At 56.3% G+C, this 13394-nt stretch carries 17 protein-coding genes; 14 read left to right on the top strand and 3 right to left on the bottom strand.

All coding sequences use genetic code 11. From position 1 onward, the window contains the following. Positions 1-25: 25 nt before the first annotated feature. Both U5A08_RS18685 and U5A08_RS18680 read right to left on the bottom strand, forming a co-directional pair. Positions 26-532, bottom strand: coding sequence for a hypothetical protein (locus U5A08_RS18685; RefSeq protein ID WP_321847941.1), 507 nt, complete (start codon positions 530-532; stop codon positions 26-28). Further along, positions 529-1443: an Ssp4 family T6SS effector gene (locus tag U5A08_RS18680; protein ID WP_321847938.1), complete on the bottom strand. Its 915-nt coding sequence runs from the start codon at positions 1441-1443 to the stop codon at positions 529-531. Before U5A08_RS18680 ends, U5A08_RS18685 begins: the two co-directional genes overlap by 4 nt. 185 nt (positions 1444-1628) lie before the next feature. On the opposite strand from U5A08_RS18680, the gene U5A08_RS18675 reads away from it, so the two are divergent. From U5A08_RS18675 to U5A08_RS18665, 3 genes are all read left to right on the top strand, one after another. After that, positions 1629-2117, top strand: a complete 489-nt coding sequence (locus tag U5A08_RS18675; RefSeq protein ID WP_253397140.1) for an Hcp family type VI secretion system effector — start codon at positions 1629-1631, stop codon at positions 2115-2117. 116 nt (positions 2118-2233) lie between these two features. Further along, entirely contained in the window at positions 2234-2548 is a 315-nt protein-coding gene (locus tag U5A08_RS18670) for a hypothetical protein (RefSeq protein WP_253397138.1), read from the top strand. 36 nt (positions 2549-2584) lie between these two features. Further along, on the top strand, positions 2585-2863 hold the full coding sequence (locus tag U5A08_RS18665) for a hypothetical protein (RefSeq protein WP_321847934.1): 279 nt from the start codon (positions 2585-2587) through the stop codon (positions 2861-2863). 111 nt (positions 2864-2974) lie between these two features. Here the strand turns inward: U5A08_RS18665 and U5A08_RS18660 are convergent, their stop codons facing one another. Continuing rightward, positions 2975-4180: a DUF1835 domain-containing protein gene (locus U5A08_RS18660; protein WP_321847933.1), complete on the bottom strand. Its 1206-nt coding sequence runs from the start codon at positions 4178-4180 to the stop codon at positions 2975-2977. 256 nt (positions 4181-4436) lie between these two features. Here U5A08_RS18660 and U5A08_RS18655 point away from each other — a divergent pair, with 256 nt between their 5' ends. The 11 genes from U5A08_RS18655 to U5A08_RS18605 all read left to right on the top strand — a co-directional run bounded on the left by U5A08_RS18655 (position 4437) and on the right by U5A08_RS18605 (position 13391). After that, positions 4437-5114: an ABC transporter ATP-binding protein gene (locus U5A08_RS18655; protein ID WP_321847932.1), complete on the top strand. Its 678-nt coding sequence runs from the start codon at positions 4437-4439 to the stop codon at positions 5112-5114. Beyond that, on the top strand, positions 5111-5902 hold the full coding sequence (locus U5A08_RS18650) for an ABC transporter permease (RefSeq protein ID WP_321847931.1): 792 nt from the start codon (positions 5111-5113) through the stop codon (positions 5900-5902). Before U5A08_RS18655 ends, U5A08_RS18650 begins: the two co-directional genes overlap by 4 nt. Positions 5903-6034: 132 nt before the next feature. Continuing rightward, positions 6035-6667 (top strand): glutathione S-transferase family protein, encoded by a 633-nt coding sequence (locus U5A08_RS18645; RefSeq protein WP_321847929.1) that lies wholly within the window; start codon positions 6035-6037, stop codon positions 6665-6667. 18 nt (positions 6668-6685) lie between these two features. Continuing rightward, positions 6686-7606: a LysR family transcriptional regulator gene (locus U5A08_RS18640; protein WP_321847927.1), complete on the top strand. Its 921-nt coding sequence runs from the start codon at positions 6686-6688 to the stop codon at positions 7604-7606. Beyond that, positions 7606-8490, top strand: coding sequence for a LysR family transcriptional regulator (locus U5A08_RS18635; RefSeq protein WP_321847926.1), 885 nt, complete (start codon positions 7606-7608; stop codon positions 8488-8490). Before U5A08_RS18640 ends, U5A08_RS18635 begins: the two co-directional genes overlap by 1 nt. Positions 8491-8569: 79 nt before the next feature. Continuing rightward, the gene (locus U5A08_RS18630) at positions 8570-9502 is read left to right on the top strand and encodes a pyridoxamine 5'-phosphate oxidase family protein (protein ID WP_253397122.1); all 933 of its coding nucleotides are present in this window, start codon (positions 8570-8572) and stop codon (positions 9500-9502) included. Between the two features lie 81 nt (positions 9503-9583). Beyond that, positions 9584-9835: a hypothetical protein gene (locus U5A08_RS18625; protein ID WP_321847923.1), complete on the top strand. Its 252-nt coding sequence runs from the start codon at positions 9584-9586 to the stop codon at positions 9833-9835. A gap of 477 nt (positions 9836-10312) precedes the next feature. Beyond that, positions 10313-10447, top strand: coding sequence for a hypothetical protein (locus U5A08_RS18620; protein ID WP_301295024.1), 135 nt, complete (start codon positions 10313-10315; stop codon positions 10445-10447). A 91-nt stretch (positions 10448-10538) separates the two neighbouring features. Then, positions 10539-11399: an McbB family protein gene (locus U5A08_RS18615; RefSeq protein ID WP_253397118.1), complete on the top strand. Its 861-nt coding sequence runs from the start codon at positions 10539-10541 to the stop codon at positions 11397-11399. Next, entirely contained in the window at positions 11396-12202 is an 807-nt protein-coding gene (locus tag U5A08_RS18610; protein WP_321847922.1) for a SagB/ThcOx family dehydrogenase, read from the top strand. The genes U5A08_RS18615 and U5A08_RS18610 overlap by 4 nt, the downstream gene beginning before the upstream one ends. Then, the gene (locus tag U5A08_RS18605; RefSeq protein WP_321847920.1) at positions 12189-13391 is read left to right on the top strand and encodes a YcaO-like family protein; all 1203 of its coding nucleotides are present in this window, start codon (positions 12189-12191) and stop codon (positions 13389-13391) included. The genes U5A08_RS18610 and U5A08_RS18605 overlap by 14 nt, the downstream gene beginning before the upstream one ends. Positions 13392-13394 lie beyond the last annotated feature (3 nt).

The following is a 13394-nucleotide window of genomic DNA, read 5'->3' as shown; positions in this document are numbered from 1 at the left end:
TCGACTGTGCCAGCAACCGCGCGGGTTACCACCATTTCCAGCGGCCTTGTTTTTTCAGGGTGGCGATGATGGCTTCGCGCTTGTGGCGGATTTCTACCATCTTGTGGCGCAGTTCGCGGCAGCGTTTGCTGTTGAGGATTAGTAGGCCGGTCAGGGGGCTGAGGAGGGCCATGGAGTAGAGATAAATGTTGGGGCGGTAGGCGATTGCGGGAAGTGTTACCAGCAGGCAGATGAGGTATATCGCCACGTTTAGCCAGACCCAGTGGATGCGTCCGTATAACACTTCGTATTTGGCAAGGGCAAATACTGCACCAAGCCCCGTAGCGCCGAAGAAATATGTCTTGGTAGCAAAACCAATGGGGTACATCGAGAGATAGGTGAGCATTGACAGGATCGCCGTCAATCCTATTGAGGCGCATGCGACAAGAATGTCTGCTCCGATTACCGGCATGTACCGTTTGATGAATTCCCATGGTTCTTCAATAAAGATGCTTGAGTCATATTCGTTTTTTATTCCGCTCTGTTTGCTCACTGGCTGACTTCCTCATAGATGCCCACTGCCAGCGTCCTGACATTTCCGTTGGTTGCACTACTGGTGACGCTAAGCGATGCAGCCAATACGTCCTTTATGTGGGTAGCGGTTGCATGCTGCATTCTCGTAGCGCTAATACGCTTGGACGCTCTGCCGTTAGCTTTTTCCAGCTTGAGCAGTTTGGGCGTTAACCTCGGGTCTCTGATTCTCAGCAACTCATCATTCAGTTTTGCCCGCTCTTGTCGAGTCAGGCCTTTGAGCACTTGGCGAACAGATTTCCCAGTTACTCGTGTGGTTGTACTGATGGCTTTCACTGTGACCAACATCGAAGTGGCTACTCCCAATAAAGCAACTCCGTCCAGCACTAGCGTCGCGTCCTGATACCAGGACTCGCTATCCAAATAGTCATTGAACTCCGGGAAAGCGGCCTCTGATCCTGTTCGGAGGACACCAGCGATGCACTGAACTGTACCCGCCATCGCTGCGGCCTTACCAATAAACGAGATCACCGCACTCGTCCCCGCTGTAAACGGCATCAGCATGAACCCACTCGTTACTACCACCCAACTCAACAGCGCCCCCGCACACGTCACCGCCGTACTCATCGCCTCCGCCATCAACCTCGACTCTCGCGGCTCATGTTCCAACATCCGCTTGAATTCCACCGGCCCCACATACCGGGGCGCTTCACGCAGCACCACGGTAATCGGCCGCACACTGCAAATCGCCTGGAACTCACGCAGTGTCACCACGTTGAACGTTTCGTCGATGTACACCACCCCCGCGCCGATCAGCGCCGGGTCGGCGTCGAGGGCGAAGAACAACCGCCGCAGGTTGAGGCTGCCTTCGAGACGTTGGCGCGTGTTGAGATGGGCTGAGAGAAATCCATCCTTGAACAGGGAGATCGTCATTCCTTAACTCCTGGTTTGTGGGAGTCGAGAGAGTAAAGATGGCTTCGCGCGGATGAATGTCGGAAGTTTCGTTTTTTCAAGAAAGGCACTTCTCAATTCCGTCCTGACGTCTTGTGAGCGGGGTGTTGATTCAGGAACAGTGCGCCCCACGTCACTACCGACGCATAACAGGACAGGGCGCTCACATGGCCGTCGATATGTTTTTGAAACTGGGCGATATCAAGGGTGAATCACGGGACCAGGCCCATCGGGATGAGATTGATGTCACCGAGTGGGCGTGGGGGTTGTCGCAGACCGGGTCGATGCATTCCGGCACCGGTGGCGGTGCGGGCAAGGCCGACTTTGCCAACCTGAACCTGAAAAAGCCGCTGGATAAATCCAGCCCCAACCTGATGATGGCCTGCACGACCGGCAAGCATTATCCCGAAGCACGACTGGTGGTGCGCAAGGCGGGCGGTTCCAGCCCGGTGGAGTATCTGGTGATCACCCTGAAGGAAGTCATGGTGGTGTCCTACGGCACCGGTGCTGAAAGTCAGGATGAGGTGCTCTACGACAGCATCGCCTTGAACTTCGCCAGCGTCGACGTCAGCTACCAGCCGCAGAAGGCCGACGGCGCCAAGGACGGCGGGCCAGTGAAGTTCGGCTGGAATATCCGGCAGAACGTCAAAGCCTGAAGCCTCCCCTTGTGCCCGGATAGCGTGTCTTTGCGCATCCGGGCGCCAGAATTCCTGGTCGAACTCCACCGGCTGTTTTTCATTGACTGTGCCGATCAACTTACGAGACGAAATTTATGAGCGATATTTATTGGTTTTCTGTTCCCAATCTTGAGAAAAAGCGTTATCCCGAATGGCGTCGGTCCTTCGGAGTAAATGAAGAAAGACGCGTGTTCGTGCCTGCTGCTATGGCCGAAGATACCCCGACATACTTGGTTGTAGTATTGGCAATCACTGAAAATCAGCCTGTGGCGGAGTATCTCAATCACCCCTTCGTCCCCAGCGACTGGCTAAAAATAGAATTTCCAAAATATCGTGATTGGATCGAGATCATTGAAACTCGAGCTCAAGCTGGGGATGTTGTTTTACCTCGTGATCAGCAGATTACGTAAGCTATTTCTGAATAGTTGGATCTCAAGAGAAATACCATGAAGCGTTCAGACAGTCGGCCGTTCTGGATCATGACTGCGGTTATGACTTTTATTGTGGGGCTTTCCGGCTACCAAATAATTGATGGGTTAATTCGCGGTGTGATAGTGGCTTACAGTCGCGTGGGGCCTTCTACCACTTACACGCTTGTGGCACAGCCAAAGCAGTATTGGGTGACCCTTATTTGGCTGGTAATTGTTGAAATTTTTTTTATTGCACTGACCCTGGGTACTGCTTGGCTTGCCAGGGAAATAGCTAAAACCGAAAAATCCACCTAAAGCCTTTTGATGCCAGTCTTCGTCGTCATCGACGGTGGTGATTACCTTGAAAGCACCTTGCGCCGGGCCTCACCGATATTGTGTCCGGCCCGGACGAAATCCCCCCGCGAATCAAGGCCGCCATACCGGCGACAGCTGTTCATCAAGGCTCCAATGAGATTGGCCGGGCCTCAGGCAAACACCGCCGACCCAGCGTTCATGGCTGGCGTGGTCCAGCCAATAAGCATCGCCGCTCAGTACGGTGTGCCCCAACGCCGTCAACGCCAGTACCCGCCGAGGCCATTCAAGATGAGTCTCGGTTTCCGTCAACAAAGGCCGCTCGCCGTCGATCAACGGCCGCAGCAGTGCATGGAACATCATGTCCCCGAGGAACGGCAGTGGTTCGCGCTTGCCCATCAACTCGGCAAACACGCGCCCGAACGCGACCGGCCCGGCTTCGGCGATGTAGGCCAGAGACAGGCGTTCGGTCAGTGACAAGCCATCCCTCGCCCCTGGCAATTCCTGCAACTGGCGTCGCAAGGCGGGTGCCAGCAAGGGCAGGGCGGGATGCGTACCCTGGGCCAGTGCCGCCAGCTCAAGCGGAGAACTGGCGCAGTAGGCTGACCATGCTTCACGGGCCAACTGCACCGCGTCGTCATCGATCAAGCGCCGCTGCGGCCATAACCACGCCAGTACATCGGGGGCTAATTGGCCAATGCCGATAAAGCGTTCTACCCCCGGGATGCGGTCCACCTCGATCAGTTCCAGCTTGCGCGGTGCCTGGTCAAGACCGGCCAGGGCGCGGATCAGGAACAGTTGGTCATACGCATCCGCCTCGCACCACAGCACGCTGTGTTCGGCGCTGGCCAAGGTTTCCAGTTGGTTGTATTCATCGGCGACACGGCGCGCGACATCCGCTTCGCCCAGGCCAAAAGCCTGGCTGATGAATGCGCTGCGCATGGCGCGGAATTCGTCGCGTGGCAGGTCGCGAACCGGGCCCATGCACAGCGGGTCGCTGAGCATCTGGAAGCGCCCCTTGAACCCCGCCAATTGCAGGCTATGGGCAATGTCGTTGCCACAGCGCCAATGGGTGGTGCGGGCTTCGTCGCTGGCGGCGAAGTCGGGATGGCGGGCGGCGAAGTCGATGGCGTCGACATGGGCCTTGAGCTGGGGCCAACTGCTGAAACCCAGCTGTTTGGCGATCTGCCATTGAGCCTGGGACAAGGTGGCGTCGGGGTTTTCGCTTTTCAGGCGTGCCAACAGTTCCTTGGCGCGCTTGCGCTGCTGCTCAAGGTTGAGACGGCCATCAGCGGTCGAGGATACGCGGCGTTGCGACATACGAGCTCCTAGCACAAACCTTTTCCGCTTTAAGGTTGGGAGTCGTAGAAACGAGGGAGTGCTTCACTGTCTTGGGCGCAGCCCTTTCCGCGGAAGGTGGCGTAGAGAGCGCCAGGCGGCAAATATAGGCAGGGCAGGGGCTGATTGCAAGGCGCTCGCCACAGGGCCGGTCGCCATCGTATGAACTTTTGCTATGAAACGCCCGCTCGCCTGCTTCACCATTGCGCCTGACCGAACCATGAGGAGCATCGCGTCCATGAGCGCACTGATCGAAACCCGCGCCCTTGCGCGCCGGGATGAGCGTCGCCAGGTGGCCTTGCTCCAGCCCACCGACTTCAGCTTGCACCGCGGCGACCGCGTGTCGATCACCGGCGCGTCCGGTTCCGGCAAAAGCGTGTTCCTGCGGGCACTGGCGTTGCTGGACGCGCCCACATCGGGGCAGGTCCTGTGGAATAGCCGGCCGATCGCTGACACAGACATTCCCGAGTACCGCAGCCGCATCTGCTACCTGTCCCAACGCCCGGCGCTGATCGACGGCACGGTGCAAGACAACCTGCGTTTTCCCTTCAGCCTCAAGACCCTGCGTAAACGCCATTTCGAGCTGGCGACCATCACCGCGCTGCTGCAGCACGCCGGCAAGTCGCCCGACTTCCTGGCAAAAAACGCCGGTGACCTGTCGGGCGGCGAGTCTCAGGTAGTGGCGTTGATCCGCACGCTGCAGCTCAACCCCGACGTGCTGTTGCTGGACGAACCCACCGCCGCCCTCGACCCCGCGTCCTCGCACGATGTCGAAGCGCTGATCGACGCCTGGTTCGCCGACGACCCCACCCGCGCGTATGTCTGGGTGTCCCACGACCTGGAACAGGCCCAACGCATGAGTGACATCCACTTGCACATGCACGCCGGTGTGCTGAGCGGAGACACCCAGCCATGAACTACCAAAACCTGACCGCGCTGGACATGGCCATCGCCGCCTCGCTGATCCTGATCAACGGCGCGCTGTCGCTGGCGTTGCGCCTGGGCCTGGAGCGCCAGTTGCTGTGGGCCGCCGTGCGTACCGTGGTGCAACTGCTGGCGATCGGTTACCTGCTGGGCTGGGTGTTCGCGTTCGCCTATTGGTACGTGGTGCTGCCGCTGATGTGCGCGATGACCCTGATTGCCGGCCTGTCGGCGGCGGGGCGTGGGCGGCGGACGTACCGTGGGCAACGGATCGACAGCATCGTGTCGGTGTGGGCCAGTTCGTGGCTGGTCACGGCGGTGGGCTTGTTTGCGGTAATTCGCATCCACCCGTGGTACGAGCCGCAGTACGCGATCCCGATCCTCGGCATGATCCTCGGCAACACCTTGACCGGCGTGTCCCTGGGCATAGAGCGCATGACCCAGGAACTGACCTCGGGTCGCAACACCATCGAGATGATCCTGGCCCTCGGCGGCTCACGCTGGGAAGCGGCGCAGGAAGCGATCCGCCAGGCGGTGCGCGCCGGGATGATCCCGACGCTGAACCAGATGACCGTGGTCGGTATCGTCAGCCTGCCCGGCATGATGACCGGTCAGGTGCTGGCGGGGGAGAGCCCGGTGGACGCGGTGCGGTACCAGATCGTGATCATGTTTTTGATCGCCGCCTCGTCGGCGTTGGGCACGGTCGGCGCGGTGCTGCTCACCTACCGGCGCCTGTTTTCCAGGAGTCATCGGTTTTTGCGTGATCGGCTGCAAGAGCGCTGACGGCCAGGCGACGAACCGCCGATGATTGTTTCACCGGCTGAAATGCTCGATTGTAAATCCTGGTGATTCCATCGATTGAGGCAGCGGCGGAACATGCCTGGCGTCAAGACCCCCACTTTTTTGGAGCCTTTCATGTCCCAATCTGCGATCAAACTCTATGGTTTTCCCCTGTCCGGCCATTCCCATCGGGTCGAGCTGATGTTGTCGCTGTTGGGCCTGCCCAGTGAATTCATCCTGGTCGACCTCAAGCAAGGCGCACACAAGGCCGCTGAATTCGTCGACACGATCAACCCGTTCGGCCAGGTGCCGGCGATCGATGACAACGGCACCGTACTCGCCGATTCCAACGCGATTCTGGTGTACCTGGCGAGCAAGTACGGCAACGGCCAATGGCTGCCGAGCGACCCGCTGGGCCAGGCGCGTGTGCAGCGCTGGCTCTCGGCCGCGGCCGGTCAGCTCCACGCCGGACCGGCGACCGCGCGGCTGGCGGTGGTGTTTGGCGCGGATGTCGATGCCGTCGCCGCCATCAGCCGCTCCCACGCCTTGCTGCAATTGCTTGAACAGCAACTGGGCCGAAGCCGCTTCCTGGCCAGTGAGCAGCCGAGCATTGCCGACATCGCTTTCTACACCTACGTGGCCCACGCGCCGGAAGGCAATGTGTCGCTGGCCGACTACCCTCAAGTGCGCGCGTGGCTGGCCAGTATCGAAGCGTTGCCGGGGTTTGTCGGCATGCCACGCACGGCGGTGGGCCTGCAAGCACAGTAACCTTCAAGAGGGACGCCGATGGACCGATTTCATGAAATGCAGGTGTTCCTCGCGGTGGCCGAGGAGGAGGGCTTCGCCGCCGCCGCGCGCCGCCTGAAAACTTCGCCGCCCAGCGTGACCCGGGCGATTGCTGCGATGGAACAGCGCATCGGCACCCAACTGCTGGCGCGCACCACTCGCAGCCTGCACCTGACCGAAGCCGGCCAGCGCTACCTGGAAGATTGTCGACGCATCCTCGCCGAGCTGAATGAAGCCGAGGAAGCGGCGGCGGGCAGTTATTCCATCCCCTGCGGGCAACTGAGCGTGACCGCCCCGGTGCTGTTTGGCGAACTGTATGTGGCGCCGTTGCTGGGGGCGTATCTCGATCGTTTTCCCCTGGTGAACATCAACGCCTTGCTGGTCGACCGCGTGGTGAACATGACCGACGAAGGCGTCGACGTGGCCGTGCGCATCGGTCATCTGCAGGAGCCTTGGCAACAGGCGATCCAGGTCGGTGAAGTGCGGCGGGTGGTGTGCGCATCGCCTGGCTATCTCGATCAGCACGGGCGGCCGCAACGTCCCGAGCAGTTGCGTGAAGCCAAGATCGCCACGTCGTCGGCCAGCCAGTTGATCAGCGAGTGGCAATTCGTCGACGGCGACCGGCTGCTGACGGTGCCCATCGCGCCGCGCCTGGTGGTCACGGCAAACAACGCCGCGATCAACCTGGCGCGCATCGGCTGGGGCATGACGAGGGTGCTGTCCTATCAGGTGGCGGCGGCGGTGGCGGCCGGTGAGCTGGAGATTGTCCTCGACGCGTTCGAACCCGCGCCGCTGCCGATCCAGGTGGTGTTCCAGAAGGGCGTTCGCGTACCGGCGAAGGTGCAGACCTTCGTCGACTTCCTCACCCAGCGTTTCGCCCAGGACCGTGGCCTGAACCCGGCGCCGCAGCGGCCTAGCTGATGGAGCGCTATCGCGACATGCAGCTGTTTGCGGCGCTGGCCGGGCAACCGAGCCTGGCTGCGGCGGCGCGCAGTGCCCAGGTGTCGGGCGCGACGCTGGTGCGCGCGCTGGCGCGGTTGGAAGCACGCCTGCACGTGGCGTTGCTGCAGCGCAGTACGCGGGGAGTGCGCCTCACCGACGCAGGCAGCGCCTACCTGGCCGACTGCGTGCGCCTGCTGGCCGCCGTGGACGCCGCCGAAGCCTCGGCCAAAGGCGCGCATGTGCAGGCCCAGGGCAATCTGCGGGTGTTCTTGCCGTTGCTGTTCAGCCGGTACGTGATGGCGCCGATCCTGGCCGGTTATATGGACCGCCACCCCGATGTGTACCTGACGGCCCGCTACCACGACTATTACCCCAACCTGCACGAAGAGGGGTTGGACGTGGCGATCCTGGTCGGCGCGTTGCCGAACTCGTCGCTGATCGCACGGCCGGTCGGCCAGGTGCGGCAGATCCTTTGCGCCAGTCCCGATTACCTCGCGGCCCACGGCAAACCCGCGCACCCGGACGATCTCAAACAACATCGCCTGATCGCCAGCGCCGATCAGGTCCACTGGGATTTCCCCCACGCCCACCTCAAGGCCCGTACACGCCTGCGCTGCGCCACGGTGCAAGGTGCGATCAATGCGGCCGTGCATGGCGCAGGGATCATCCGTTGCCTGAGCTACCCGGTTCACGAGCACCTGATCAGCGGTCAGTTGCGCCGCGTCCTGCCCGCCCACGAGTTGGCGCCGTTGCCGGTCAACGTGGTCTACCGCGAAGGCCGCCATGCACCGATGCGCGTGCGCAGTTTTGTCGATCACTGCGTGGCGGCGCTGCGCGAGCATCCGGCGTTTCAGTTGGCGTAATGCTCGATTGCCGAACGTGGGTATTCTCTCGCTGCCTGGCGGGGCGCAGCATCTGGCTATCTGACACGAGGTGATTGCCATGCAACCGACCGAACACTCCCCCTGGCATGCCGGTGAACGGCAGATGCAAGCAAGCGCCGGTGCTGCCGAGCGCATGGACATGATTGGCGCCAAGGTGATCCGCGATCATCTGCCCGAGCAGCACCGAGGGTTTTATCCGCTGTTGCCGTACCTGATGCTCGGCGTGGTGGACGCGCACGGCATGCCCTGGGCGACGATGATCGAAGGCGCGCCGGGGTTTGCCCATTCGCCCGACCCGCACACCTTGCAGATCGACAGCCTGCCCGGTATCAGCGACCCGGCGCGGTCCGGCTTGCGTCCGGGGGCCGCCGTCGGCTTGCTCGGCATCGACCTTGATACGCGCCGCCGCAATCGCCTGAATGGGCGGGTCGGCGCGCTGGATCACGGGGGCTTTGCGGTCGATGTGGTGCAGTCCTTCGGCAACTGCCCCAAATACATCCAACTGCGACCTGTCGATGGGGTCGCCCGCAAACCCGGGCAGGTGGCCGAGCGCAGCAACCGCCTGGATGACGCCGCACACGCGATGATCCGCAACGCCGACACCTTCTTTGTCGCCAGCTACGTGGACATCGACGGCGAGCGCTCGGTGGACGTCTCCCATCGCGGCGGCAACCGCGGCTTCGTGCGCGTGGAAGGCAACGTGCTGACCATCCCCGACTTTGCCGGCAACCTGTTCTTCAACACCCTGGGCAACCTGCACGCCAACCCGGTGGCGGGGTTGTTGTTCATCGACTTTGCATCGGGGGACGTGATGCACCTGGCCGGGCGCACTTCACTGATCCTCAGCGGAGCCGAGGTGGCGCGGTTCGAGGGCGCGCAGCGGTTGTGGACGGTCACGGTGGAGCAAGTGGTGCGCCGCCCGGCGGCGTTGGCATTGAGGTGGCGGTTTGCGGAGTTTTCGCCGTACAGCCTGGCGATGGGGCGTTGGTAGGGCACTGGCTGTGCGGCCACCAATACCCTGCCCGAGCGCGCGTTGCCCGACGGTTAGGACTACCTCAAGCCGATCCACGTCATGGTCGACGACCCGCTGAATGCCGCGCAAAGTCGTAACCAGTTCCGCGAAACCGGGGTGTTTCGCAGTGTCGAAACCGGCCAGGGCAAGGCAGGGGATTATTCGGTGTTGATCCGCTTCAATAGCCAGCGCGATTTGCCACCTTTCCCGGTAATTCTGCTGAGTACGGCGACGCTGTTTTTGCTGCCCTTGTCCCAGAGTATCGACACCACCACCGAGTTTTCCCTGCAACATAATGGAAAGCGCCGATGAGCGTCTCTATTCCGCCGCCCGAATCCCGGTTCGATCAGCAAAAAACGCGCAGACCTTTCCTCTAAGAACATATGGCGAATAGTTGAAGTTAGACCGTATGTCGGATTCTCTTATAAGTTTCTTTGAATGTGTTCTGCGTCCTACATGCTCTTCCTGGATTTAAATAAAAGTTATGTGTGCAGGTTGAGGCTTCGTAAGGTATTAATTCTGCGAGGGTTAAGTGTTCCTATTCAGCGTGGGTAGCGATTTTTTATCTTACATAGAGTTATTTGTTTTCTGATTTTTGTGAAAGGATTTTCCTAAAGTTATTGGTAAATTTTCCTACATTATGAGGTATGCAAAAATTGCATTTTTTTCCAGAAAAGCTAGATTGCTATCGTCACTTGTTTATAAGTGGGCAAAGATAGTGTCTGTGTGGACTCAGGAGAATTGAGATGAAAAGTGAAGAGTTTGGAGAGCTGTTTTTTAGTTTTGATAATGAGTACGGGTTCAATCCGTATGCAGGTAACGCCGGCGCATCAGGAAGCCAAGGTGGGTGCGGCGGAAGCGGTGGATGTGGTGGCGGCGGTGGATGCAACGGCGGTAGTGGTGGGTGTGGTCACAATTCAATAACCGAGCAACAACCGACGAGTGAGTAAATTTAACCGTCACCCACTTAACGAGGTTTTCCGGCGGAGGCTAGAAAACCTCTACAGGGGAATGCATGATGAATATAACCATACCTAACTATGAGATTTTGAATTTTGAAACGGAAAGCTTAATTATCTCTGATATGGGTGTTTCAAAGGTGCACTCGCAACCGCTGCTGAAAGCACTTCGGCAGCTTAAACTGTCGAGTGTTATGACCAAGGGCGATGTGGACGAGGTGCTTTCTGAAAATGGCCTGGAGGCAAACAGTGCGTTTGAATTTTTGAAGGGGATTATTCCTTTTGGCGCTGTTGAGGAATTATATTTTGAAAAGACAGTGGTTGTGCACTCTTTGGGAAGGAAAGGCTTTTTTGAGGATGTTTTTAGGCAGGAGTTTTCTGGGGTTTTAGAGTTCAAAGAGTTTTCAGACGACGTCGTTGAGTCCGTTAGAGGGGGCAGATGTTTTGTGGTGTTGATGTGTTATGGTTATGAGTATGATTCTATAAAGAAGCTGCATTTTGATTTGGCGAAAGCTTCGCCACAAAGTGCTATTAGCGTTTGCTGGCCGATGGGTGGTTTTTTTTGTATAGGACAGCCATATATTGCAGAAATAGGAAATCCTTGCCATTTTTGCACCGTTGACAGGCTGGTCAATAATGAGTCTGTTACGCATTCTAAAAATAGCTGGGCAAGCGTTCTGGCATTTTGTAAAGGAAAGCATGTCAGTGTGCCTTTCAAGGCATTAAGTCTTTATCAAGAATTGATTGTGATCGGTGCTATAGTCAGGAAAGTTAAGTTTTTTACTGATGTTGGCATGGTGCGCAAGTATCAGGATAATATTCTGTATGCGACATACCTCCAGTTAAGTGATGGTAGGATTTTCGAGGAGTCGAACTCGCACTGGTATATGTGTGATTGTTTGGGGGCGGAAATATGAAAAAAGTCCCGCATGATTATTATCTCAGGTTTATAGACGCGTCAGTCTATGAAGAGGTACTTGAATTTCATAGTAAGGGTAATTTTACTCTCCATAAGGCATTTCAACATCACACCAGCTTGCATTTTCTGGATGAGGGGCATCTTGCACAATTAACAGGGAACGAATTGGTTCTCTATCCTGACATGGATTTGACGGTTGAACTAAAGCTCTCCGATGAACACAGGAAAGGGCTGCTATGCCGAAATGAGTCTTGTGAGCGATTTGTGCCAGGAGAGTTAGAGTTTGCAGACGTCGAAAAGTTGGTTGGTCCATTGCTATCAATGAATACGGAATCTTACAAGAGGGGCTATCCAAGTGGTGGGGCGCTTTACCCAGCCGAAATTTTTCTTTGTTCTCTTTCTAATGAATGTAGTACTTGGCCGGGTGCGGGAAAGATTCTGCATTTACTCCCAAAATCCAGAAGGTTTGAGGTGATGCAGGTTGAGACGGATATTGAAAAACTCAAAGCCGCCATACTAACGCCGCCCAATGATATTGGCAGCCCCAGTTTGGCACTGATTTACGTCGCCTATATGCCGAAAAACTTGTTCAAGTATCGGTATCGCGGCTACCGAATGGCGCTGATGGAAATTGGCTCGATCTACATGCTGGTGGAACTCCAAGCTAAATCACTGGGGCTTGCATGCCGACTCTGGTCTGCGTATACAGATTCTATGCTTTGTAAGGTACTGGGGTTAAATCCAGCCCTGTTCTTTCCTATGTGTGTTCATTTTATAGGCAAGCAGCATGAAAGTTATTAATTTAATGCAGAAGCCAGACCTGCCTGGTTCATTGCTGTTTCAGCCTGCAGGATTGCTCGCGTTACCAAACTCTGTAGAAGTATCTGATGCGCTATCGGTGAATGGGTCCGGCGTGGGTGGAGGTTCGAATTCAATCAAAACTGCCTTAGGTGAATATTTTGAACGTCGTCATTTTTATAGAGAAGTTCTTTCGAGTAAGTATGGTTTTCTCAGTGACTCATTGACGGACACAGAAGTTGATAGCTTTGCCCGTGCCTTTATTCAGACGGCATCTAAAAAAGTTTCTATTCGAGAGGTTGAGGAACATAAGTTTACTTTAAGTAAGGTTGTGAGAGCTCTAGATTTCTCTACGTGCTTGATTCCCACAGTCTGTATTTCTCTTTCTTCATATGGTCTTGATGATGATAATTTTATTTACCCACTAAGAGATACCTGTGGGTGCAGTTTCCATTGGCGCCCAAATTTTGCTTTTTTAGGCGCCGTGAAGGAGTATCTTGAGCGGCAATTCCTTGTGAGGTTTTGGTCGACGAAAAAATGTCGCTCCATAGTGTCCACTGATCGAGCGTTAGAGCTATTGTCGCGCAAAAAAATCAGGCATTTATATCATGCTCTTATTTCTGCGGGTGAGATCTCGGCATTTGATATTTCTGATGCTAGATTTCCGGGTGTTTGCATATTGGTTGTGTATGGCCAAAGCAAGGCAAATCATCATGTGAATTATTGCGCAGGAATGTCCTATTCGGCGACGGTTAGTGATGCACTTGAAAAATCAATACTGGAGCTTTGGCAAACTTATCGATTTATGGATTTGTTTAAGTCTGTCGATTCTGATGAGAAACGAGTTGAGGACTATTATTTGCGATATTTTTTAGAATGTAATTTATATAAAGCGTATCAGGAAATCATTGATGTTCAGGTTGTTGTTGACGGAGAAAGTTTGGTGTCATCTGTGGAATTTACGTTGTCCGGTTTTTTGTCTGCTTTAAATGATCAGGGTATTTTAGGTTATTTTTATGTAAGGCATTCGATGGTTAATGGTGTTGGCTGTATTTTTAGTAAATATGTTTCGCCTGATCTTTTTCTTCATATGAATAATTCACAGAATATAAATTTGAGCAATAAGTACTCCAAAAGATTTGCGGGCGCGATACTGCAGTCGCGCGTGGAGAAAATGGTACCGTTTCCCTGAGGT

This window comes from Pseudomonas paraveronii (assembly GCF_963681955.1).
In the GTDB taxonomy this organism is placed as follows: domain Bacteria; phylum Pseudomonadota; class Gammaproteobacteria; order Pseudomonadales; family Pseudomonadaceae; genus Aquipseudomonas; species Aquipseudomonas paraveronii.
Note: the sequence above shows the minus strand (reverse complement) of the source record. Positions and strands in the feature narration are given on the sequence as shown.

What these genes read in the sequence shown, in the direction of transcription:
- U5A08_RS18615 (WP_253397118.1), top strand. Translation starts at nt 10,539, where the DNA reads ATGATGAATATAACCATACCTAACTATGAGATTTTGAATTTTGAAACG.
- U5A08_RS18655 (WP_321847932.1), top strand. Translation starts at nt 4,437, where the DNA reads ATGAGCGCACTGATCGAAACCCGCGCCCTTGCGCGCCGGGATGAGCGT.
- U5A08_RS18625 (WP_321847923.1), top strand. Translation starts at nt 9,584, where the DNA reads ATGGTCGACGACCCGCTGAATGCCGCGCAAAGTCGTAACCAGTTCCGC.
- U5A08_RS18650 (WP_321847931.1), top strand. Translation starts at nt 5,111, where the DNA reads ATGAACTACCAAAACCTGACCGCGCTGGACATGGCCATCGCCGCCTCG.
- U5A08_RS18645 (WP_321847929.1), top strand. Translation starts at nt 6,035, where the DNA reads ATGTCCCAATCTGCGATCAAACTCTATGGTTTTCCCCTGTCCGGCCAT.
- U5A08_RS18610 (WP_321847922.1), top strand. Translation starts at nt 11,396, where the DNA reads ATGAAAAAAGTCCCGCATGATTATTATCTCAGGTTTATAGACGCGTCA.
- U5A08_RS18665 (WP_321847934.1), top strand. Translation starts at nt 2,585, where the DNA reads ATGAAGCGTTCAGACAGTCGGCCGTTCTGGATCATGACTGCGGTTATG.
- U5A08_RS18680 (WP_321847938.1), bottom strand. Translation starts at nt 1,443, where the DNA reads ATGACGATCTCCCTGTTCAAGGATGGATTTCTCTCAGCCCATCTCAAC.
- U5A08_RS18640 (WP_321847927.1), top strand. Translation starts at nt 6,686, where the DNA reads ATGGACCGATTTCATGAAATGCAGGTGTTCCTCGCGGTGGCCGAGGAG.
- U5A08_RS18630 (WP_253397122.1), top strand. Translation starts at nt 8,570, where the DNA reads ATGCAACCGACCGAACACTCCCCCTGGCATGCCGGTGAACGGCAGATG.
- U5A08_RS18660 (WP_321847933.1), bottom strand. Translation starts at nt 4,180, where the DNA reads ATGTCGCAACGCCGCGTATCCTCGACCGCTGATGGCCGTCTCAACCTT.
- U5A08_RS18620 (WP_301295024.1), top strand. Translation starts at nt 10,313, where the DNA reads ATGAGTACGGGTTCAATCCGTATGCAGGTAACGCCGGCGCATCAGGAA.
- U5A08_RS18605 (WP_321847920.1), top strand. Translation starts at nt 12,189, where the DNA reads ATGAAAGTTATTAATTTAATGCAGAAGCCAGACCTGCCTGGTTCATTG.
- U5A08_RS18635 (WP_321847926.1), top strand. Translation starts at nt 7,606, where the DNA reads ATGGAGCGCTATCGCGACATGCAGCTGTTTGCGGCGCTGGCCGGGCAA.
- U5A08_RS18675 (WP_253397140.1), top strand. Translation starts at nt 1,629, where the DNA reads ATGGCCGTCGATATGTTTTTGAAACTGGGCGATATCAAGGGTGAATCA.
- U5A08_RS18670 (WP_253397138.1), top strand. Translation starts at nt 2,234, where the DNA reads ATGAGCGATATTTATTGGTTTTCTGTTCCCAATCTTGAGAAAAAGCGT.